The 22,141-nt window shown below is 69.1% G+C and carries 18 protein-coding genes; 4 read left to right on the top strand and 14 right to left on the bottom strand.

Annotation, left to right across the window (positions count from 1 at the left end; translation table 11 throughout):
• Positions 1–10 precede the first annotated feature (10 nt).
• The gene (locus tag H4W31_RS34205; protein ID WP_192770385.1) at positions 11–763 is read right to left on the bottom strand and encodes an alpha/beta fold hydrolase; all 753 of its coding nucleotides are present in this window, start codon (positions 761–763) and stop codon (positions 11–13) included.
• 22 nt (positions 764–785) lie between these two features.
• A complete protein-coding gene (locus H4W31_RS34200; RefSeq protein WP_192770384.1) occupies positions 786–2,195 on the bottom strand; it encodes a glycoside hydrolase family 30 protein in 1,410 nt (469 codons plus the stop codon).
• A 723-nt stretch (positions 2,196–2,918) separates the two neighbouring features.
• Here H4W31_RS34200 and H4W31_RS34195 point away from each other — a divergent pair.
• Entirely contained in the window at positions 2,919–4,445 is a 1,527-nt protein-coding gene (locus H4W31_RS34195) for a glucuronyl esterase domain-containing protein (RefSeq protein ID WP_318783562.1), read from the top strand.
• 124 nt (positions 4,446–4,569) lie between these two features.
• On the opposite strand, the gene H4W31_RS34190 is transcribed toward H4W31_RS34195, so the two are convergent.
• The 7 genes from H4W31_RS34190 to H4W31_RS34160 all read right to left on the bottom strand — a co-directional run bounded on the left by H4W31_RS34190 (position 4,570) and on the right by H4W31_RS34160 (position 12,969).
• Complete coding sequence (locus H4W31_RS34190) at positions 4,570–6,654, bottom strand: beta-galactosidase (RefSeq protein ID WP_192770383.1); 2,085 nt, start codon at positions 6,652–6,654, stop codon at positions 4,570–4,572.
• The gene (locus tag H4W31_RS34185; RefSeq protein WP_192770382.1) at positions 6,651–7,334 is read right to left on the bottom strand and encodes a DUF624 domain-containing protein; all 684 of its coding nucleotides are present in this window, start codon (positions 7,332–7,334) and stop codon (positions 6,651–6,653) included. The genes H4W31_RS34190 and H4W31_RS34185 overlap by 4 nt, the downstream gene beginning before the upstream one ends.
• Positions 7,334–8,878, bottom strand: a complete 1,545-nt coding sequence (locus tag H4W31_RS34180) for a GH39 family glycosyl hydrolase (RefSeq protein WP_192770381.1) — start codon at positions 8,876–8,878, stop codon at positions 7,334–7,336. The genes H4W31_RS34185 and H4W31_RS34180 overlap by 1 nt, the downstream gene beginning before the upstream one ends.
• A 77-nt stretch (positions 8,879–8,955) precedes the next feature.
• Positions 8,956–10,602 (bottom strand): ABC transporter substrate-binding protein, encoded by a 1,647-nt coding sequence (locus H4W31_RS34175; RefSeq protein ID WP_192770380.1) that lies wholly within the window; start codon positions 10,600–10,602, stop codon positions 8,956–8,958.
• Between the two features lie 62 nt (positions 10,603–10,664).
• A complete protein-coding gene (locus H4W31_RS34170) occupies positions 10,665–11,612 on the bottom strand; it encodes a carbohydrate ABC transporter permease (protein ID WP_318783561.1) in 948 nt (315 codons plus the stop codon).
• Positions 11,609–12,607 (bottom strand): ABC transporter permease, encoded by a 999-nt coding sequence (locus H4W31_RS34165; RefSeq protein ID WP_192770379.1) that lies wholly within the window; start codon positions 12,605–12,607, stop codon positions 11,609–11,611. The genes H4W31_RS34170 and H4W31_RS34165 overlap by 4 nt, the downstream gene beginning before the upstream one ends.
• A 128-nt stretch (positions 12,608–12,735) precedes the next feature.
• The gene (locus H4W31_RS34160) at positions 12,736–12,969 is read right to left on the bottom strand and encodes a hypothetical protein (RefSeq protein ID WP_192770378.1); all 234 of its coding nucleotides are present in this window, start codon (positions 12,967–12,969) and stop codon (positions 12,736–12,738) included.
• 292 nt (positions 12,970–13,261) lie between these two features.
• On the opposite strand from H4W31_RS34160, the gene H4W31_RS34155 reads away from it, so the two are divergent.
• Entirely contained in the window at positions 13,262–14,299 is a 1,038-nt protein-coding gene (locus H4W31_RS34155) for a LacI family DNA-binding transcriptional regulator (protein ID WP_192770377.1), read from the top strand.
• An 18-nt stretch (positions 14,300–14,317) separates the two neighbouring features.
• On the opposite strand, the gene H4W31_RS34150 is transcribed toward H4W31_RS34155, so the two are convergent.
• Positions 14,318–15,082: an alpha/beta fold hydrolase gene (locus H4W31_RS34150; RefSeq protein ID WP_192770376.1), complete on the bottom strand. Its 765-nt coding sequence runs from the start codon at positions 15,080–15,082 to the stop codon at positions 14,318–14,320.
• 230 nt (positions 15,083–15,312) lie between these two features.
• Between H4W31_RS34150 and H4W31_RS34145 the strand changes: the two genes are divergently transcribed.
• Entirely contained in the window at positions 15,313–16,164 is an 852-nt protein-coding gene (locus tag H4W31_RS34145; protein WP_192770375.1) for an alpha/beta fold hydrolase, read from the top strand.
• Between the two features lie 123 nt (positions 16,165–16,287).
• Here H4W31_RS34145 and H4W31_RS34140 read toward each other — a convergent pair whose 3' ends face one another.
• The 4 genes from H4W31_RS34140 to H4W31_RS34125 all read right to left on the bottom strand — a co-directional run bounded on the left by H4W31_RS34140 (position 16,288) and on the right by H4W31_RS34125 (position 19,823).
• The gene (locus tag H4W31_RS34140) at positions 16,288–16,515 is read right to left on the bottom strand and encodes a ferredoxin (RefSeq protein WP_192770374.1); all 228 of its coding nucleotides are present in this window, start codon (positions 16,513–16,515) and stop codon (positions 16,288–16,290) included.
• Positions 16,512–17,717, bottom strand: a complete 1,206-nt coding sequence (locus H4W31_RS34135) for a cytochrome P450 (protein ID WP_192770373.1) — start codon at positions 17,715–17,717, stop codon at positions 16,512–16,514. The genes H4W31_RS34140 and H4W31_RS34135 overlap by 4 nt, the downstream gene beginning before the upstream one ends.
• 199 nt (positions 17,718–17,916) lie before the next feature.
• Positions 17,917–18,561 carry a LuxR C-terminal-related transcriptional regulator gene (locus H4W31_RS34130; protein ID WP_192770372.1) on the bottom strand — a complete coding sequence of 215 codons (645 nt, stop codon included), beginning with the start codon at positions 18,559–18,561 and terminating at the stop codon, positions 17,917–17,919.
• Entirely contained in the window at positions 18,513–19,823 is a 1,311-nt protein-coding gene (locus H4W31_RS34125; RefSeq protein ID WP_192770371.1) for a sensor histidine kinase, read from the bottom strand. Before H4W31_RS34125 ends, H4W31_RS34130 begins: the two co-directional genes overlap by 49 nt.
• A gap of 184 nt (positions 19,824–20,007) precedes the next feature.
• On the opposite strand from H4W31_RS34125, the gene H4W31_RS34120 reads away from it, so the two are divergent.
• Complete coding sequence (locus tag H4W31_RS34120; RefSeq protein WP_192770370.1) at positions 20,008–22,122, top strand: MMPL family transporter; 2,115 nt, start codon at positions 20,008–20,010, stop codon at positions 22,120–22,122.
• The last annotated feature ends 19 nt before the right edge of the window (positions 22,123–22,141 follow it).

Here is a 22,141-nt window from a genome sequence, read left to right as displayed (position 1 = left end):
GCGACACCGGTCAGTCGGGTGGTACCAGGATCGGGACCAGTCGGCGGATCGCGCTGCCGACCGCGCCGGGATCGACGAGCTGATGCAGGTGCCGGCCGGGTACGGTCAGCACCGGCCAGCCCCGCCCGGCGGCCTCGGCGGCGGGTTGCTCGTACGCCGGGCTGAACCGCAGGTACCCGCACGGGTGGTCGTCCCAGCCAGGCGTCACCGGCACCGGGTGCTGGTAGTACGCCAGCGGAAGCCGGGGCTGCTCGTCGGTGACCGCACGCCGGGTCGCCGGATCGGGGAACATCGGCGCGACGTCGACCTCGTCGAACCAGTCCGTCCAGCGGGGCAGCCGACCGTCCGGACCGGCGAGTGCCCGGAGGGCGTCCAGCCGGTCCGGCGGTACCACCGCCGTGCTTCCGCTCGTCGCCGGCAGGGCGGCGTCGACGAAGACCGAGGCGACGACCGGTTGCACCAGCCCGGCGCGGATCACCGGGATGAACAGTCCGGCGTTGCTGTGCGCGACCAGGACCACCGGTCGGTCCGGGGCAATTCCCGACAGCTCGTCGCGGACGGCGTCCACCACCCGGGGCCAGTACGGGGGATCTCCCGCGCCGACCTCGAGCAGCGACGGCACGGCCACGTCCCGGCCGCTGGCGCGCAGCTCGGTGGCGACCGGCTGCCAGGTGGCCGGCCCGACCGACGGGCTGTGCACCAGTACGACCAGCGGGCCGGCCTCCGCCTCGTCAAGTTCACGATCCGCTGCCCGCCGATCCATGGCGGCAGTTTAGTCTCCGGCGTCAGCCCCGCCCGGGGCGCTTGGCGACCAGCGTGGTCAGCGAACGCGGCGCCAACTCGATCGTGCTGTGCGAACCACGCCTGGACACGACTGTGGGGACCTCCGCCAGATTGTGGGTGGAGTCGGTGACGTACGCCGTCGGCCGCTTCAGGTTGATGGCGGTCTCGACGGCCGCGCCCGTGGTGTTGAGGATCTCCACGACCTCGGTGCCGTCGGCGTTCCGGTAGGCCGACACCTTCAGCCCGTCCTGCGCATTGTCGATGCCGATCCGTACGGCGCCCGGCCGGATGAACCGGCTGTACGCGGCGAAGGCGTAGAGCCGGGACGACACCCGGTAGGCGTTGTTCGCGTCGTCGATCTGCATCAGCGCCGCCGTTCCGCCCCGGGAGGACCCGAGCCAGAAGATGAAGGCGCTGCTGTCGGCCAGGGCGAGCGTGTCATGGATGCGTTCGGCGAGCGCGATGCCGTCGGTGCCCTTGCCGCTGTCCCACGCCTCGTTCCAGCCGTCCGCGACACTCGACGGAGCCCACTCCGACATCCAGGTGCGTGCGGTGGTCGGCAGCGGGTGGTCCGAGGGGCTCGCGTACCCGTGACCGGTGAAGAGGTCGAGGTACCTGCGAGCCTCCGGATCCGCCTCGATCGCCTGGGCGTACGCCTCCGACTGCTGCCAGCCGAACGAGTCGCAGCAGGCCACGTCCACGCCGGCCTTCCTGGCGATGGGGCCGAGGACCTTCACGAACTCGGCGGCCTGGGCCGGGGTGAACCGCATCGAGGCGTAGGAGGTGGTCCAGTCGGGTTCGTTGGTGAAGCCGATCTCGTCGAGCTTGATGCCTTCCTGCCGGTAGAACTTGGCGTACTGGACGAGATACCGCGCGTACGCCTCGCGCCAGTCGCCGCTGGCGCACGTGACACCCTGCAGGCCACAGAGGGCCCCGCCGTTGATGTCGGTGCCGTTGTCCTTCATGTAGCCCGGAGCGCTCCAGGCATCCGCGTAGAACCGATCGATGCCGCGCTTGCGGGCCTCTTTCGTGTACCACACCTGGCCGCCGTCCCAGCCGTCCCAGCTGTACGTCGGAGTGGCCGTCGGCCCGCCGGGATCGGTCGGCTGGATGGAGAGCATCCAGTCGTACGGGTTGGTGGCCGACGAGCCGATGCCGAGCCGCAGGATGCTCGGCGCCGCGCCGGTCCTGCGGTCGAGGAGCAGATCGAGGGCCTCCTCCCGCTTGTCCCCGGTCAGGTTGTGGACCAGTGAGGAGCGCTGGAAGGCGATGGAGTAGCCGAAGCCGTCGATGGGCTGGTGCTTCTCGGTGCGGTCGATGGTCAGACCGGTTGACGGGCCGGCGAGGGCCGGTGATCCGGCAAGCGCGGTCACGGCCACGATGGCGGTCACGAGGGCGGGGGATCGAAGCACGACACTCTCCTTGCAGCGGTCGCTCGGTGTGGGGGTGCAGACGGATTGCTTCGACAATCATCGATCTAATTTTCGGAATATGAACGGAAACCTTTCGAGGTCCGGGCGGCAACCCTCGGCTCGCGGTCGCGACGGACGGTCGGTGTGATCATTCCTGGTTGACCATGATGCTGGCCAGGCTGCTGACGGCCGGCCCTGACGAAGTGCACCGGGTCCGACCATGGGGGTGCCGTGCTCCGTCCCTGATGGAGCACGGTCGTGATCATCGGCGAGTTTGGCTGGATCAGGATACCTACGGGGTCGTGGTTCCGGGAAGTTTACCGAAACATTCCCTTGATATCCCCGAAACCTTGTGGCAGCCTCGGTCATCGATGGATGTGAGCGCGCACGCCGGGAGGCGTCGGTGGAACGTCGGCTCTGACCTGCTGCTATGGCCGCCCTCGGAGATCGTCGGCGTCCGGAGTGGCACCTGCGACGTGTCCACAGCCAACCTGTATCGCCAACTGACATCGCCACCCGCGGCGAGAAGGAGTCAGCATGCGAACTGTCCTAGCGAGGGGACTGACGATCGCGGTTGTCGTTCCCTTGAGGAGGGCCCTGGCAACTGCCGGCTCGGGCCATTCCAAGATCCGATCGGGGGTCGTGGCGCTGGTGGTAGCGGCGCTCGCGGTCGCTGGAGCGGTGTCGGTGGTAGCGAAAACCACAGTCGCCGAGGCTGCCCCGGTGGGGACTGTCGTGGCGGCGGCGTCGGTTGAGGACGAGGGTGCGGACTGTCCGGTGTCGTTGCCGGGCTCGACGACGTCGAACTCCATGCTTCCCGACCCTTTCCTCAAGTTGAATGGCTCGCGGATCACCTCGAAGGCGGACTGGCGGTGTCGGCGGGCGGAGACCCGGGAGTTGGCGGAGAGGTACGTCTACGGTGACAAGCCGGCGAAGCCGGCGACTGTCACGGGGACGGTGTCGAGTTCCAGCATCACGGTGAACGTGTCGCACAACGGCCGGAGCTCCAGCTTCTCGGCGAGTGTGCAGTTGCCGAGTGGTTCGGGTCCGTTCCCGGCGGTGGTGGTGCTGGGCGGGTTCGGCGCGGACACGGCCACCATCAGGTCGGCTGGTGCCGCCGTCATCAACTATGACCCGTACGCGGTGGGTCGGGAGGGTACGCCCCGGAACAACAAGCAGGGCGCGTTCTACAGCATCTATGGCAACACCAGCAGTACCGGGTTGTTGATGGCCTGGTCCTGGGGTGTGAGTCGGATCATCGATGTGATCGAGCAGTCGGGCGGCAACATCCTGCGACCGGACGCGACCGGGGTCACCGGGTGTTCGCGGTTCGGGAAGGGTGCGTTCGTGATCGGTGCGTTCGATCAGCGGATCGCGTTGACGATGCCGATCGAGTCCGGTAGTGCCGGTGCGCCGATTTTCCGGGGGATTCCGGGAGAGGGCGCGCAGAGTCTGAGCAGTGCCTACGGGGAGCAGCCGTGGTTGGGTGACGCGTTCGGTTCCTTCACGGGCAACCCGAACAACCTGCCGGTGGACACGCACCAGATGGTGGCGATGGTGGCGCCGCGGGGGTTGTTCATCATGGACAATCCGCATATCGCGAATCTGGGTCCGAGGTCGGCGAGTGTGGCGGCGCTGGGTGGTGCGGAGGTCTACAAGGCCCTCGGTGTGGGGGAGAACATCACCTACTGGTCCGACGTCCAGGACGGCAGTCACTGTGCCAACCGATCGGAGTGGCGGACTCCGTTGCAGCAGCACATCCAGAAATATTTGCTGAAGACGGGCAACGCCGCCGGCACGATCAGGATCGCGAGTAAGGCGATGGGCAACCTGTCGCAGTGGCGGAACTGGCAGACCCCGACCCTGGCCGACGGGCCGTCGCCCACCGGCAACCCGACCGTCACTCCGCCGACCGGATCGCCCACACCTACGCCGACGCCCACCGTCGTCCCGCCGACCACGACGCCGCCGCCGTCCGGGTCCTGCACCGCGACCACGGTCCCAGGCACCGTGTGGGGCGACCGCTACAACACCACCGTCAACGTGACCGGCACCGGCACCTGGACCGTCACGGTGACCCTCACCGGTCCCCAGCGGGTCAGTACGACCTGGAACACCACGGCCACCTTCAGCGGCGGCGGCAACATCATGACCGCTCGACCGAACGGCAACGGGAACTCGTTCGGCTTCACCACCATGTTCAACGGCAACAGCAGCGCTCGACCATCGGTCAGCTGCCGCGTCGGCTGATTTCCCGAGCGGACAACAACACAGCGACGCCGGGGTGTGCGGTCACGTACCGCACACCCCGGTCGTCCGAACGGCACCCGTTCCAGGCGGCGGCCGGCGGCGGCTCGAACGGCGGGTGGTCAGGTCATCCCGCGCTCTCGCGCAGCACCAGAACGCCGTGCGGGTCGAGGATGACGGGCTGGCCGTACGCGATCGGCTCACCGGAGAGCAGGTCGGTACCGTCGCTGCGCGCGGGAAGTTCGACCGGCTGGTCGCGGTGGTTGAGCAGGAAGACCAGCCGGGTGCCGTCGGGAGTGATCCGGACGGTCGTCTCGAGGTCGGGTGTGTCCGGGTACGGCCCGAGCAGGTCGTGGTGCGCAAGAACCTGTCGGACGATCGTGGTGACGCCGACCTGGTCGAGGCCGGCGGCGACGTACCAGCCGTGGCCGGCGCCGAAGGTGTTCCTGGTGACGGCCGGGGTCCCGGCGTAGAAATCGGCCTGGTAGGTGCCGAGCACCTCGGCGCCCTGCGGGATCACCAGTTCGAACACCAGCCGTGCCTCCACCTCCACCTCGACCTCGCCGGTCCCGGTGTGCAGCCGTACCGGGTTGACGACCTCGGGTTCGCGGGCGTCCCACTCGTCGATCCGGATGCCCATCAGCGGCCCGAGCGGGCCCGGTACGTCCATCAGGAAGGCGTTGTCGTGCTCGTCGACCCGCCCGGACAGGAAGGTCGTCAGGACCGAGCCTCCGCGCTCGGCGACCGCCTCCAGCCGCCCTGGCAGGTCGCCCTTGAGCATGTGCAGGGCCGGTGCGACGACCACGTCGTACCGGGAGAGGTCTTTGGTCACCGGGACGACGTCGACGTCGACACCGGCGTCCCACAGCGCCTGGTAGTAGTCGAGTACGACCTGCTGGTAGCGGACCAGCCGGGAGGGGCCGTCGGAGATCTCCAGGGCCCACCAGCTGTCCCAGTCGAACAGCAGCGCGACCCGGGCCGGGGTCCGGGCGCCGAGCGTCGCGTCGCCGAGCCGGTCAAGCTCGGTTCCCAGCTGCGTCACCTCGCGGAAGACCCGGGTGTCGCCGTGCCCGGCGTGGCCGATGACGGCGCCGTGGTACTTCTCGCAGGCGCCCCGGGAGGCCCGCATCTGGAAGAAGAGCACGGCGTCGGCCCCGTGCGCCACCGCCTGCCAGCTCCACAGCCCCATCACCCCGGGCCGCTTGAGCGGGTTCACGTCCCGCGACGCGGTGTAGCTCGGCGTCTGCTCCATCAGCCAGAACGGTTGGCCGTCCCGCAGGCCGCGCATCAGGTCGTGTGCCAGCGCCATCCGGGCGGGCGACCTGTCGTCCGGCGGGTAGTTGTCCCAGGAGGCGAAGTCGAGGTCCGCGGCCCAGCGGTGGTAGTCGATCGGCCGGTACATGCCCATCAGGTTCGTGGTGACCGGGAGGTCGCTGGACTCGCGGATCGCGGCCTTCTCGTCCCGGAAGTTGGCGAGCATCGCGTCGGACATGAACCTCAGGTAGTCCAGGGTGATGCCCTGGAACGCGGTGTGGTTCGGCCCCCGCCAGTGCTCGGTCAGCGCCGACGGCGGCTCGATCTCGTCCCAGTCGGAGAAGGTGTGCGACCAGAAGGTGGTGTACCAGGCCGCGTTCAGCGCCTCCAGGGTGCCGTACTGCTTCCGTAGCCAGTTGCGGAAGCCGACGGCGCAGCGGTCGCAGTAGCAGGCGCCGCCGTACTCGTTGCCGACGTGCCAGGCGACGATCGAGGGGTTGTCGGCGTAGCGGGCCGCGACGCGTCGGGCCAGTTCGGCCGAGAGCCGGCGGAAGACCGGTGAGCTGGGGCAGGAGTTGTGTCGCTGGCCGAACCGGTGCCGGCGCCCCTCGAAGTCCGTCCGGGTCACCTCGGGAAACGCCCGGGCCAGCCAGGCCGGGTGGGCACCGGTACCGGTCGCCAGGCAGATGTTCCGGCCCTCCGCGCTGGCCCGCTCGACGACCCGGTCCAGCATCGAGAAGTCGTAGACGTCCGGCGCCGGCTGGGTCAGACCCCAGACGAAGACCCCGAGGGTGACGGTGTCGATCCGGGCGACGTCGAACAGGCGGTAGTCCTGCTTCCACACCTCATCCGGCCACTGCTCCGGGTTGTAGTCCCCGCCGAACGGGATCTTCGCGGTGGCCGGCAGGGTCGCCGACTTCGGGCCGCGCTCGCTCACGCCGTCTCCTCGCTCGCTCATGCGGTGAACTCCTCCTGGATCTTGCTGGTCATCGGGCGGCAGGTGGTCAGCAGGGCCAGGGCGAGCACCGAACCGAGCAGCGCGAGCAGCGCCTCGGAGGACATCCAGACGACGCTCGCCGCCGCGACCAGGAGGCCGGCATTGCCGAGCGTGACACCACGGGTGTGGACGAGGAAGTACAGGGCCAGCCGGAGGACGTCCCGGGTCCGGAAGTGGAAGAGCGAGGTGATCACCAGCGCGTTGGTTCCGCAGAGGGTCACCGCCACCGCGATGACGACCAGCAGCACCGCCCACCAACCGGGCAGTCCCGTGGCGTCGAAGTGGACGAGGCCGATCGCGAGGATCGTCAGCCATCCGAGCAGCGGCAGCCAGATCCGGAGCACCGCCGCGAGGTTGGTCCGGTAGCCGCGCCAGAACGCGGTCGCGGGGGTCAGGTCGGTCAGGTCGCCGCGGTGGTGGTGCAACGCGTACAACGCGGCGGACAGGGCCGGGCCGATCGGGATCGCGCAGGCGGCGGCCAGCGGGAGGTTGCTGACGTCGTTGCCGAGCAGGAGGAGCGGGACCAGGCCCGGCACGGTGGTAACCAGGAACAGCAGCTCGACGACCAGCAGGCTGTAGACCAGTGCCGCGCCCCGGGAGAGGGGTCCGTCCCCGAACTGGCGGCCGATGGCGTCGCTCATCACTGGTCCTTCCGGTCACGCCCCGGACCGGGCGGCAGGCCGAGCATCCGGTCGTTGTCCCACCACGGCGGCGTCTCGTCGACGACGGCCGTGATCTCGACCAGGGTCACCTCGTGACGGGCCAGGGTGAGATCGAGGTCGATGCGACCGTCGACGACCGGAAGACTCTGATGTCTCCGGGCCGGCTCGGCCGCTTCCCGCAGCGTATCGAGCTGGTGCGGCCGGGGCGATCGGGGACGGCCCATCTCACCCCAGGCCGTCCAGGCGTTGCCCACCTCCTCGTTCACCGACGAGCGCAGTACGAACGCCGACCCGGCCGTCGACGGTCCGAGCGGGATCGACAGCGACACGGCGTGCCGATCGACCGGCGGGACCGTGCCGGTGACGTCCACCGGTGCCCAGGCCAGCACGGTGACCCGGCCGGCGGCGTCCCGGGTGACCAGGTGGTCCGCCCCCCGCGCGAGCATCTGGTCGCCGAGGCGGGCCATGAAGGCGTACAGGTGGTAGGTGGGTTTCTTGATCTGCCGGTGGGTGAGCAGGCCGAACCCGCCGTGGAACAGCGAGGTGGGTATGCCGACCTCCTCGAACATGTCGCTGAAGGTCCAGTAGGAGAAGGAGTCGACCAGGTCACCCCCGGCGGCCAGCACCGGGGCCAGGTACGCGGCGTGGAACGCGGTGTCGTGGATCGGGTTGTCCGGCCGGTACGACGAGTTGAACTCGGTGATGTGGACCGGCAGGCCGGCCAGGGCGGTGTCCCGCAGGATCTGCCGTGGGCTGGCGAACTGCGCCAACAGTTCGGTCGCCGGGGCCAGGGTCTGGTGTACCCCGAACGGCACGTGTTGGGCCGGACCGGAGGTGTACGCGTGCTTGCTGACGAAGTCGACCGGTACCGAGCGGGCGGAGACGAACTCGGCGAACCGGGGCAGCCACTCGTCGGCGCCGGGGGAGATGGCGGGTCCGCCGACCTGGAGGCTGGCGTCCACCTCCTTGACGGCGTGCGCGGTCACCTCGTACAGCCGGTGGTAGGCGTCGGGGTCCGCGTCCTGCCAGAACTGTTCCAGGTTGGGTTCGTTCCACACCTCGATCGGCCAGCCGCGGACCTCGTCGAGTCCGTACCGGTCCACCAGGTGGGACACCGTGGCCCGGACCAGGTCGGCCCACTCGGTGAACGACCGGGGCGGGGTGACGTTGCCCTGCCACCAGAACACCGTCTGGTCGCCGGAGGCTAGCTCGGACGGCATGAAGCCCAGCTCCACGAAGGGCCGGATGCCGAGTTCGAGATAGGCGTCGATCACCTGGTCGACGTAGGTGAAGGCGTGCCGTACGTGCCGTGCGCCCCGGTGTTCGTACGGCCGGTGGACGCCGACGCCGTCGCTGAGCAGCCCGTGCCCGCGGATGTGCCGGAAGCCGATCTCCCGCTGGATCAGCGCCAGCGAGTCCTGGTAGTCGCGCCGCAGCGCCAGCTCGAAGCGACCGGTGCCGACGCAGGCCCGCCAGGCGTCGCTCAGTCGGCCCGAGGAATGCTCTGGGACGGGGATCTGCACTTGTGTTCCTCTGCTCTGTGCCGTGCGGTGTGCCGGTCGGTCGCACCCGACAACGGGTGCGACCGACCGGCGGTCGATCAGCCGTGTTCCTTCTGGTAGCGCTCGTACGCCTTGGTGACGAGGTCCATGTAGGAGTCCATGTTCTTGGCCTTGAGTTCGGCGAGGTAGGCGTCCCACTGGGCGAGGTCCCGCTGGCCGAGGATGAACTGGAGCGCCGCCTGGTAGACGAAGTCCTTCAGCGGCGTCTCCCACAGCGACACCTGTTCACGCTCCTCGTCGGTGAACGGGTACGGCGGCGGCACCACCCGCGGCGTCCGGGCGTTCATCACCTTCTGGAATTCCTGCTCCTCCGGGGAGAAGAACGACTGCACCAGCTCGGGCTTGCCCGCATAGGCGAAAATGCCGTTGTAGAAGCCGAAGTCCTTCTGCAGGTGCTTGGGCGCGTTGGGGCGCAGCCCGATGACGTTGACGTCGGGCGCCAGCTGATGCTTCCCGGACCCGTCCTTGGTGAAGGTGGTCCCTTCAACGCCCCACCTGGCGAACTCCTGCCCCGCGTCGGAGTACCAGAGCCAGTCGACGAGCTGCATCATGGCGACGAAGTTCTTGCTGTCCCGGGCGGACTTCGAGATCATGATGCCGTTCTCGAGCCGGAGGGTGGGGTTGATCTCACCGGCCGGTCCGATCGGCAGCGGGATCTTGGTGAGCGTCGCCTTCGGATTGGTCTTCGCCAGGTCCGGCCGGTTCTCGTTGACCAGGGTCTGGGCGTTGGCGCTGATCACGTACGACTTGCCGTTGGTGAGCTTCTGACGCGCGTTGTCGTCGGTCTGGGTGAAGCTCTCCGGGTCGAGCAGCTTCTCCTTCACCAGCTTGTTGAGGTACGTCAGCATCTGCTTGTACTGCTCGCTGGCGCCGGTGTAGAAGAGCTTCTTGGCGTTCGCGTCCCAGCTGATGTGCTGGAAGTTCCAGCCGGCGCCCTCGAGCCCGTACGACATCGCGAGGACGTTCAGCAGGTTACCGGCCGGGTTGGGCTTGCTGAACCGGTCCGAGAACGGGTAGAAGCTGGGATCGGGGTTCGACGCCTTCATCGCCTTGAGCACGGTGTACAGCTCGTCCCAGGTCTTCGGGACCTCGAGGTTGAGCTGCTCGAGGATGTCGGTCCGCATCGCCAGCGAGTAGTCGTGCCAGGGCTTCTCGTGCACGCCGGGCAGCAGATAGAACTTGCCGTCCGCTTGGCGCAGGGTGTTGATCTCGGGCTGGAGGCTCCACTTCGAGATCTTGTCCTGAAGGTTGGGCATCAGGTCGAGGTAGTCGCTGACCGGGAGGATCGCGCCGGAGGAGACGTAGGCGTCCTCCTGGCCCGGGTACGTCTTCGGGATGATGAACGGCGCGTCACCGGCACCGATCAGCAGACTGCGCTTCTGCTCGTAGTCGCTCAGCGGCACGGCGACCGGCTCGAACGTGACGTTGGTCCGCTTGTTCAGCTCGGTCCAGAACAGCCAGTCCTCTTTGAGCGGGTAGTTCGGGTGGTTGTTGTAGAGCACCGAGAACTTCACCGCCTCGGTGGCCTTGAACTGGTCGCCGGCCTTGTAGTCGCCCATCGCGCCGACGCGGTTCGCCGAGAGGTCGGAGTCGGACGAGTCGTCGCCCTCGCTACAGGCGACGAGGGAAAGGGTGAGCAGACCGGCAGCGGCTATCGCTACTCGGCGTCGTGATCGTGCGAACATCGGATTTTCCTTTCGCGGTGAAAGGCGGTGGGGTCGGACAGCTCGTACTGTGTCTTCGAGGACTATCCCTTGACCGCGCCCAGCATGACTCCGGACACGAAGTACCGCTGGACGAAGGGATAGACCAACAGGATGGGCAGCGTGGTGAGCACGATGGTGACGGCCTTGAGGGTGGCCTCGGCCTGCACCTCGTCGGCCTCGGCGATGGCGCCGACGTTCTCCGCGCCGGTGGCCCCGGCGATGAGGTTGCGCAGGTAGACGGTGACCGGGAGCAGGTCCTGCTTATCCATGTACAGGAAGGCGCTGAACCACGAGTTCCAGAAGGAGACGGCGTAGAACAACACCATCGTGGCGATCACCGCCTTGGACAGCGGAATCACGATCCGGAGCAGGATTCCGTACGTGTTCAGCCCATCGACGGCGGCGGCCTCCTCCAGTTCGACCGGCAGGCTCTCGAAGAACGCCTTCATGACCAGGAGATTGAAGACGCTGATAGCGTTGGGCAGGACGATCGCCCAGATGGTGTTCTTCATGCCCAGGCTGGTGATCAGTACGTAGTTGGGGATCAGCCCGCCGGAGAAGAACATCGTGAACACGGCGATCCCGACGAGTGCACCGCGGCCTTTGAGGTGCCTCTTGGACAGGACGTACGCGTAGCAGGTGGTCATGACGATCGCGATGATCGTGGCGACGACGGTGTACACCACGGTGTTGCGGTAGTTCGTCCAGAACAGCGAGTCGGACATCAGCAGCTTGTACGTGTCCACGTTGAATCCCCGTGGCACGAGGCTGACCTTGCCGGCGATGATGTACGCCTCGTCGCTGAGCGAGCGGGCCAGGATGTTGATGAAGGGGTAGAGCGTGACGATCACGACGCCGGTCAGGATGATCGCGTTGACCACCTGGAAGACCCGGTAACCCCGGGTGGGCCGGATTCCCCGTCGTCCCCGGGGGCGGATGATCTCATCCACCGCCTTGCCGGCGTCGACGGTGCTGGCATCGGTGCTCACCACAGGCTCGTCCCCACTGTGCGGCGGGAGATTGCGTTCGCCGACAGGACCAGGGTCAGTCCGATCACGGCCTCGAAGAGCCCGATCGCGGCGGCGTAGCTGAAGTTGCTGGACTGGAAGCCCATCCGGAACAGGTACGTGGAGATCACGTCCGCCGTCGGGTACGTCAACGGGTTGTAGAGCAACAGGACCTTCTCGAACCCGACCGCCATGAACGTGCCGATGTTCAGGATCAGCAGTGTCACCATCGTCGGCCGGATACCGGGCAGAGTCACGTGCCAGGTCTGTCGCCATCGGTTGGCACCGTCGATCCGGGCGGCCTCGTACAGGTTCTCGTCGATCGTGGTGAGCGCGGCGAGGTACAGGATCGTGCCCCAACCCAGGGTCTGCCACAGCTCCGACGAGACGTAGACCGTGCGGAACCACTCCGGCTGTTGCAGGAAGGGAACCGCGTCACCACCGGCCGCCCGTACGAGTTGGTTCACCGTTCCGTCGATCGAGAGCAACTGCATCACCATGGCGGCGACGATCACGATCGACAGGAAGTGCGGCAGGTAGGAGACCGACTGGACGAACCGCTTGAGCCGCCGGGCCCGGACCTCGTTGAGCAGCAGCGCGAGCACGATCGGCAGCGGGAAGCACACCAGCAGGGTCAGCCCACCCAACACGGCCGTGTTGGTGAAGACGTTCCAGAACGTCGGATCGCTCAGGAACATCTTGACGTACCGCAGACCGACCCAGTACTCGCCGAGCACGTTGCCGCCCGGCTGGAACCGGCGGAACGCGATCACGTTCCCGATCATCGGCAGGTACCGGAAGATCAGGAAGAACAGCAACGGCAGGATCGCCAGCGAATACAGCTGCCAGTCCCGCCGGAACGCCTGCCGCCAGCCACGGCGAGCGGTACGGGAGCGGGATCGGCCCGTGGATCCGGGCTCCGGCCGATCGGGGCTCCGGGTGCGCGGTGCCTGGTCCGCCGTGCTGGGCGCGCTCATTGTCGGACCTCCTGCGGGGTGGGGAGCAGCGGTGCGGTGGGCTCGAGGAGTTCCGGCGATTGCAGTCGCCGCGGGCGGTCAGCCTCGCGCCCGACGTTGGCAGGGTTCAGCGGCACGGTGCCATCACCTCACCGGGTGGCGGCGAGGGACCGGGCGCGGACGACCGGTGCGGTGCCGAACGGGCCGGTCAACCGGCCGGGTCCGGGACGGGTGACGCCGTCGCGCGGCGGGGCGACCCGCTCCGCGCGCGACATCAGCGGGATGGCGGGGGCGGCCGGCCAGGCGGAAGACCGGCGCGAATCGCGCCACGGCGCGGCGTTTCCCGACGTGGCGCTGCTGGCGACGGGCAACTTCCTCTTCATGCCACCCCTTCAGTCCGCCGTGGCATCGTCCCTCGCGGGCAAGTGGGTAGCTCACGCCGGTATGTCTTCGAAAACTTCCGGTAATATCTGCGATACCTGTGCCGGGCAACCTAAGCGCCGTCACCAGCGTGTGTCAAGGGTCTCTACACTGCTGAGATCGGTGATTGCCCGTAGTGCGCTCTCAGGAACACTTTGGACGGCCGGTCGGGTCTTCCCGTCGATTGAACCTTGATCACCCACCCCGGTGCTAGAGTTCGTGCCGAAAGTTTCGGCTAGTTGCGGGAGGCGGTCGATGGTGAGGTCTCGTCCGATCGTCGGAACTGGTCCAGCGACGATCGCGACCATCGCCGAAGAGGTCGGCGTTTCCCTGACGACCGTCTCAAAGGTCCTCAACGGCCGCTCCGACGTCTCACCCGGCACGAGAGCGCGCGTCGAGGCCAGCCTCGAGCGGCACAGGTACCGCCGGCGTGGCAAGCGACAGTCGGTCGGGGTGGAGCAGATCGAACTAGTCTTCCACGAACTCGATTCCGTCTGGGCGACGGAGATCATCGGCGGGGTCGAAGGGGTGACCGCCGCCGCGGAGGTCGGGGTGGTCCTGTCCCAACTGGACGGCAAGCACCGCCCGTCGCAGCAGTGGCTGGAGAGCGTGCTGCTCCGCCGCCCCCTCGGCGTGCTGCTCGTGCTCTGCAACCTGACCGATCCCCAGCGCCAACAGCTGCAACGCCGGTCGATTCCCTCCGTGGTCATCGACACCGACAGCGCCACCTCCGCCCTTGTGCCGACCGTCGGCTCCAACAACTGGAGCGGGGGGCTGCTCGCCACCCGCCACCTGCTGGAACTGGGCCACCGGCGGATCGCCTGCATCTCGGGTCCGCAGGACATGCTGTGCAGCCGGGCCCGGGCCGCCGGCTTCCGGTTCGCGCACGACGAGGCCGGGCTGCCGGTCGACCCCGACCTCGTCGTGTACGGCAACTTCTCCGCGCACGACGGATATGAGTACGCGATGGAACTCCTGCCCCGGCCGGACCGGCCCACAGCGATCTTCGCCGGCTCGGACATGCAGGCCATGGGCGTACTGCGGGCCGCCCGGCAGCACGGTCTGGACGTTCCGGCGGACCTGTCGGTGATCGGCTACGACAACCTGCCGGTGGCCGCCTGGATCGCACCCGCCCTCACCACGGTCAACCAGCCGCTGCGCGACATGGCCGGCACCGCGACCCAGATGCTTCTCGACCTGGCCCGCGGGGTCGAACTGTCGACCAGCCGGATCGACCTCGTGACCGAGCTGATCGTGCGGGAGAGCACCGCGCCCTTCGAGCCCCGTGGCTGACCAGCCGTCCCTCGGACGTCAGCTCGGCGAGGTCTCGCGGAGGTGGTCGGTGAGCAGGGCGGTCACCTCGGCCGGCCGTTCCAGGCTGGGCAGGTGACCGGCCCAGGGGAGTTCGAGGTGCCGCGCGTCGGGCAGCAGTTCGGTCAGCCGGGCGGCGATCTGCCGGAAGTCCGGTAGGTCGTACCGGCCGGAGACGGCGAGGCAGGGTGCGGAGATCTTTCCGAGGTCGATCTCGTCGCGCTCGGGTTTCGGGAACTCCTCGGTGGCGGCGAGCTGGACTTCGAAGGCGTGCCGCTGCATCTGTCGTACCCGGTCACGGGTCGCGTCGTCGGCTTCCGGGCCCAGCCAGGTCTGCACGTTGAGTTCGACGGCGCCGGTGAGGTCGTCGGCCTCCAGCAGTGCGTCCTCGCGCGCGCCGAAGGCCCGCAGCTCGGCGCTGGGCTGGTGTCCGGGCATCCCGGGACAGAGCAGCGCCAGCGTGCTCACCCGGTCCGGCCACCGGGCGGCCACCTCGAGCCCGACCAGGCCGCCGTACGAGGCGGCGACCAGCACCACCCGGTCGATCCGGAGCGCGTCCAGCAGGTCGCGTACGTCCTCGGCGTCGGTGTACGGGCGGTCGGCCATCGGGGTCTGGCCGTAACCGCGGAGGTCGCAGCGCAGCACCCGGTATCCGGCGTCGCGCAGGGCGGACCACTGGGGATCCCACATCCGCCGGTCGCAGACCGAGGAGTGCAGCAGCAGGACGGCGGGGCCGTCGCCTTCGACATCATGGGCAAGTGTCATCGGGCGCCACCATAGGCGCACCGACGCCGCGCCCTCCAACGAATATCGGCGCCGAGAATATCCGTATCCCACCGCTGTCGTCCGGGTGGACTCGATACGCTGCGATAAGCCGGCAAATGCCACTGTCTGCGTAAATGCCGCCATGGCGGGAGAGGCTCCCGTCACATCACGCCGCCGGTCGACGCGACGACGTCCCGCCGGGCGGACACACGGGGGAAGAGGAGCGTCGGGTGCCCTATCTGACTGTCGGCGTGGAGAACTCCGCGCCCATTGATCTGCACTACGAGGATCACGGCGCCGGGCAGCCGGTGGTGCTCATCCACGGCTTCCCGCTCAGCGGCGCCGCCTGGGAGAAGCAGGTCGCCGCCCTGCTCAACGAGGGCTACCGGACGATCACCTACGACCGGCGGGGGTTCGGCACGTCCAGCCAGCCGGCGGTGGGTTACGACTACGACACCTTCGCCGCCGACCTCAGCATCCTGATCAACGAGCTGGACCTCACCGACATCGTGCTGGTCGGACACTCGATGGGCACCGGGGAGGTGACCCGGTACATCGCCAACTACGGGTCCGCCCGGGTGAGCCGGGCAATCTTCGTCTCGCCGATCCCGCCGTACCTGCTCAAGACCGAGGACAACCCGGAGGGCGTGGACCAGAGCCTCTTCGAGGGCTTCATGACGAGCGCGATGGCGGACCGGCCCGCGTACCTGACGTCGTTCATGAACGACTTCTACAACGTCGACGAGAACCTGGGTAAGCGGGTCAGCGACGAGGTCATCCGGGCCAACTGGAACGTCGCGGTCAGCGCCTCGCCGACCGGTACCGTGGCCTCCATCCCCGCCTGGCTCAGCGACTTCCGGCAGGACCTGCCCCGGATCGACGTACCGGCGCTGATCATCCAGGGCGACGCGGACCGGGTCCTGCCGTACCCTGTGACCGGACAGCGGATGCACGCGGCGATGCCCAGCAGCCAACTGCGGACGATCAAGGGCGCGCCGCACGGCATCCCGTGGACGCACGCCGACGAGGTCAACCAGGCGCTGCTCGAGTTCATCAAGACCCCGGTCGACGCGCTGACCTGACCACCGGCCGGCGGTTCCGACGGGCGACCGGCCCGGTCGTGCCGAGCCGGACGACCGGCCCGGCCGCGCCGATCCTCCGGAGTGCTCCGGGCCGGCGCGGTCGGACCAGTTCGCCGGCCCGGGTCACGGCTCGGGTGCGATGAGCCGGTGGTCGCCGGCGTCCTGCACCGTGATCGCCTCGACCGGGCAGGACTCCGCGGCGTCGATCACCGGATCGGCCGGGAGGACCGTCTCGGCCAGCGGTGCCGAGAGCCCGTCCACCAGGTGGAAGTGCTGCGGTGCGGTGCCGGCGCAGATGCCCGCGCCGATGCAGCGGTGCGGGTCGACGCTGACCCGCCAGGCGGTGCTCACCAGGTCACCGGCAGCGCGGCCAGGCCGCGTACGAGCAGGCCGCTCTTCCAGGTCAACTCCGGTTCCGGCACCGCCAGTCGCAGTCCGGGCAGCCGGGTGACCAGGGTGTGGATCGCCACCTGCAACTCCATCCGGGCCAGCTGCGCGCCGATGCAGTGGTGCACCCCGTGGCCGAAGCCGACGTGGGGGTTGGGAACGCGACCCAGGTCCAGCCGGTCCGGATCGGCGAACACCTCGCCGTCCCGGTTCGCCGACCCGACGGCGGGCAGCACCGGCTCGCCGGCCCGGACGAGCACGCCGCCGAGCTCGATGTCCTCCGTCGCGTAGCGGGGGAAGGCCGAGGCGACGCCGAGCGGTACGAACCGGATCAGCTCCTCCACGGCGGACGGCACCAGGGTGGGGTCGGCCCGGAGCCGGGCCAGTTCCGCCGGATGCTCCAGCAGCACGTAGACGAAGTTCGGGATCTGGGTCACCGTCGTCTCGTGTCCCGCCGCCAGCAGCCCGGCGGCGAGTTGCACCAACTCCTCCTCGGTGAGCCGGTCCTCGTTCTCGTCCCGGGCCCGCACCATCGCGCCGAGCAGGTCGTCGACCGGCTCGCGGCGGCGCACCGCGACCAGCTCGCCGATGTAGCCCCAGAGGTTGTTCAGATACTCCTGGATCTGGTCCACTCCCAGCGACGTGGTCGAGACGATCGCCTCGGACCAGGTGTGGAACTTGTCCCGGTCGGCGAACGGCACCCCGAGCAGTTCGCAGATGACCTGGATCGGCAGCGGCGTGGCGAACTGCTCGACCAGGTCGGCCGGCGGACCGGCCTTCACCATCTCGTCCACCAGCTCGTCGGTGATCTGCTGGGCACGGGTGCGGAGCAGCTCGACCCGGCGGGCGGTGAACGCCTTCGCCACCAGTCGGCGCAGCCGGGTGTGGTCCGGTGGATCCATCCTGAGCATGCCGAGGTCCTGCTGCCGTGGGATGGTCCGGGGCTCGTCGCGGCCGACGCTGAGAGCGCGGCTGAACCGGGCGTCACCCATCACAACCCGGACGTCTTCGTACCGGGTGGCGAGCCAGGCCTCCTCGCCGAACGGCAGCTGTACCCGGGACAGTGGTTCGTCCCGGCGCAGTTGCGCGTAGCGCGGATCGAGGTTGAGTCGGTCGGGAGCGGCGAACGGGTACGGTCGGGCGGTTACCTGCCGGCTGTCCGTCATCACGAATCCCTCCGTCGGAACGCGGGCGTGGTCTGCGGCGCGGACGGGCGGCGGTGACCGCCGTGACCGACGATCAGCATGATCACACCATCTGCGCCGAGTAAGGCACTGATGGCGGATGGTAGCGAATTATGCTGATCAATACCATTGGGCACAGTGGATGATCGGCACCGTCGGGGCGGGCGGCCGGCGGGACCGTTCAGGCGTTCAGGTAGGTCAGGACCGCCAGCACCCGTCGGTTGTCGTCGTCGGACGGTGGCATGCCCAGCTTGCTGAAGATGCTGTTGATGTGCTTGCTGACCGCCTTCTCGGTGACGAAGAGCCGACCGGCGATCGCCGCATTCGAGCGGCCCTCCGCCATCAGGCCGAGGACCTCGCGTTCCCGCGCGGTGAGGGGGTGCAGTGGCTCGGTGCCGGCATGCTTGGCCAGCAGTTGGCCGATCACCTCCGGATCCATCACGGTGCCGCCGTTGGCGACCTGGCGCACCGCGTCGACGAACTGGCCGACGTTGGAGACCCGGTCCTTGAGCAGGTAGCCGATCGCGCCGCTGCGGTCGGCCAGCAGCTCACGGGCGTAGAGCTGTTCGACGTGTTGGGACAGGACCAGGATCGGCAGCCCGGGAATCCGCGCCCGGGCCTGGATCGCCGCCTGGAGCCCCTCGTCGGTGAAGGTGGGCGGCAGCCGTACGTCGACCACCGCCACGTCGGGCCGATGCTCGATCAGCGCCGGCAGCAGCGCCGGCCCGTTGTCGACGGCCGCGACGACCTCGAAGTCGAACGCCTGGAGCAGTCGGGTTATCCCGTCTCTGAGTAGGGCGAGGTCTTCGGCGATGACAACTCGCACGGCAGCTCCATGGTCACGGTCGTGGGCCCGCCGGGCGGGCTGGCCACGGACATCGTGCCATCAAAGGCGGCGAGCCGTCGTTCGATCCCCCGCAGGCCACTTCCGGCTGCCGGATCGGCACCGCCGAGGCCACCGTCCGCGACCACCGCGACGAGCCGTCCGTCGCCGTGCCTGAGCCGTACCCAGGCCTCCTCGGCGTGGCTGTGCTTGGCGACGTTGGCCAGCAGTTCGGCCACCGCGAAGTAGACCGCCGACTCGACCGGGGCCTGTGGTCGGCCCGGCAGGTCGACGTCGACGTCGATGAAGAGCGGCAGCTTCATGGCGAGGGCCCGCACCGCGCCGTCCAGCCCGCGTTCGGCGAGCACCGGAGGATGGATGCCCCGGACGAGGTCCCGCAGCTCGCCCAGCGCCTCGCCGCTGGCCTCCCGGGCCTCCGCCATCAGCTGCTGGGCCGCCTCGGGATCCCGGGCCATCAACGCCTCGGCCAGCCCGATGTTCATGCTCAGGGCCACCAGCCGGGCCTGGGCGCCGTCGTGCAGGTCCCGCTCGATCCGGCGTAGCTCGGCGGCCTGCGCGTCCATCGCGTCGGACCGGGTCTCGGTGAGCCGCTGTACCCGTTGGGTCAGCAGCGCCGTCGGGGTGGGGGCCAGCAGCGCGCGGATGAACCCGGCGTGCAACTGGTGGATCCGCTGGGCCAGGAACCCGCCGAGGAACACCAGCAGGGCGCCCTGCGGCACCGAGAGCACCGCCTCGAACACGCTGTCGATCGGCCAGGTCGTGGCGTACCCGTACCAGACGTCGAGGGACCAGAGCAGCACCGGTACGCCGATGAGGCCCTCCAGGCCGTAGCCCACCAGGCAGAGCGGAAGCAGGCCCAGCACCAGGCCGACCGGGATCGACACCACCAGCCAGCGCAGGTCCCGCCAGGTCGCCGGGTCGGTGACCACCCACCGGTACCGGCCCCAGAGGCCCGCCCCGGCCGGCTCCGGTCGGTACGGCGCCGGGATCTCGGTGCCGGTCCACTGCGCGGCGATCCGCCGGTTCAGGTTGGCGAGGTCGCGTACCGCGAGGGTCACCGCCGGAAAGGCGAACAGCCCGGCGCCGAGCACGGTGAAGGCGAGTGCCAGCACCGACAGGACCAGCAGCGCGATGTTGGCGCTGACCGACAGTACGGCGAGCAGCAGCGCCTGGCCACCCTGGATGAGGCGGCGGCGGAGCCACGGTTGTAGCCGTTCCAGCCGTTCGGCGAGGGAGCTGTGCATGGGCCCATTCTGGTGGATCAGTCGGCCCGGATCTGTGGTGCTAGGACCACCCCCGTTGGGAACGTGACACCCCTGCCGCCGACGCCACGAGCCCGTTGGATCGATGCCATGACCGTGGCCACGAGGGCCTGGGCGCTTCCGCCGGTCAGCAGGCAGTCCTACGAGGTTCCGGGAGGAACGCTTCATGTCCAGGCACCGAATGGTCGGAATACCATCCGGCCGGCGCGCCAAGTTCGCGATGCTGGCCCTGTGGGTCGTGCTCGCGGCACTGGTCGGCCCGCTCGCACTCAAGCTCGGCGAGGTGCAGAACAACGACAACCTGGGCGCGCTGCCCGGCGGGGCCGAGACGAGCCGGGCGATCGAGCGGGCCGAGGCGGCGTTCCCCGAGCCGGACGGCCTGGTGGCGGTGGTCGTCTACGCCCGGGAGGCCGGTCTCAGCGAGGCGGACCGGGCGAAGGTCGCGACCGACCGGGCGGCCTTTGTCCGGTACGCCGACGGTGGCGTGGTGCCACCCGAGGTGCCCAGCGAGGACGGCCGGGCGCTGCTGCTCTCCTTTCCCCTCGCCGGTGACGGCGACGCACAGTCGGCGGCAGTCGGTGAGGTGAAGGAGCGGTTGGCGGACGGTGTGCCGGACGGCCTGCGGACCGCGCTGACCGGATCCGCCGGAGCCGACGACGACATGTTCGACGCGTTCGGGGGGATGGACCACACCCTGCTGCTGGCCACCATCAGCGCGGTGGCGCTGCTACTGCTGATCACCTACCGCAGCCCGGTGCTCTGGCTCATCCCGTTGATCACCGCCGGGGTGGCCAGTCAGGTGGCCAGTGCCGTGGTCTACCTGCTCGCCAAGCACGGTGGACTCGTCATCGACCTGCAGAGCCAGAACATCCTGACCGTGCTGGTCTTCGGGGTCGGGGTGGACTACGCACTGTTGATCATCGCGCGGTACCGCGAGGAGCTGCGGCGGCACCGGGATCGCCACGAGGCGATGGAAATGGCACTGCGCCGGTCGTTCCCCGCGATCTGCGCCTCCGCCGCCACCGTGGTGGCCGGGCTGCTGTGCCTGCTCGCCGCGCAGCTTCCCTCGACCCGGGGCCTCGGTCCGGTCGGCGCGGTCGGGGTCGCCGCCACCCTCATCGCGATGACCACGCTGCTGCCGGCGGTGCTCGTACTCTTCGGCAGGTGGCTGTTCTGGCCGTTCGTGCCGCGTTACTCGGCGGACCAGGTCACCCATGACGTGGCCGAGGACCACCGCGGCTGGGCGAAGGTGGCCGGCTTCGTCGGCCGGCGACCCCGGACCACCTGGATCGGTACGGTCGTCGCGCTCGGTGTGCTCACCCTCGGCATCGGCAACCTGAGCGTCGGACTGCCCGGCGACGAGTTCTTCACCAAGGAGGTCGGCTCGGTCACCGGGCAGCGCATGATCGAGACGCACTGGGCCGCCGGCACGCTCGCCCCGGCCGAGATCCTGGCCAGCGCGGGCAGCGCCGACGACGTGGTACGGGTGGCCGGCGCGGTCGACGGGATCGCGGAGGTCGGCGAGCCGCAACGCTCGGCCGACGGCCGGTGGGTACGGGTTCCGGCGGTACTCGCGGACGACCCGGGTTCCCGCGCGGCGATGGAGAGCGTGGACCGGCTGCGGGACGCGCTCGCGACGGTGTCCGGCGCCGACGCCCTGGTCGCCGGGGAGACCGCGTTCCAACTCGACACCGAGGAGGTGACCAACCGGGACAACCGGGTGGTGATGCCGCTGATCCTGGCGGTCGTCTTCGTCATCCTGGTGCTGTTGCTCCGTGCGCTGGTCGCCCCCCTGCTGCTGATGATCAGCGTCGTGGTGTCGTACGTCGCCGCACTGGGCGCCGCCGGCCTGGTTCTCGACGCGCTGGGTCATCCGAGGCTGTGGGTCGGCATTCCGTTGCAGGCGTTCCTGTTCCTGGTCGCCCTCGGGGTGGACTACACCATCTTCCTGATGACCCGGGCCCGGGAGGAGGTCGCCGTGCTGGGACACCGGCGGGGTGTCCTGCACGCCCTCACGGTCACCGGCGGAGTGATCACCAGCGCCGGCGTGGTGCTCGCGACCACCTTCGCCGCGCTCGGCGTACTTCCGCTGGTGCCCTCGGTGCAGACCGGCGTCATCATCGCCGTCGGTGTCATCATCGACACGTTCCTGGTGCGCAGCCTGCTGATTCCGGCCCTGGCCCTGCACATCGGCCCCCGTACCTGGTGGCCCGGGCGGCCGGCCCGGACGACGACCGAGCCGGTGCCGCCATCCCTGGCCCCGGTCGGGGCGGCCCGCTGACCGCAGGCCCTCGACCGCG

Source organism: Plantactinospora soyae (genome assembly GCF_014874095.1).
GTDB classification, from domain to species: domain Bacteria; phylum Actinomycetota; class Actinomycetes; order Mycobacteriales; family Micromonosporaceae; genus Plantactinospora; species Plantactinospora soyae.
Note: the sequence above shows the minus strand (reverse complement) of the source record. Positions and strands in the feature narration are given on the sequence as shown.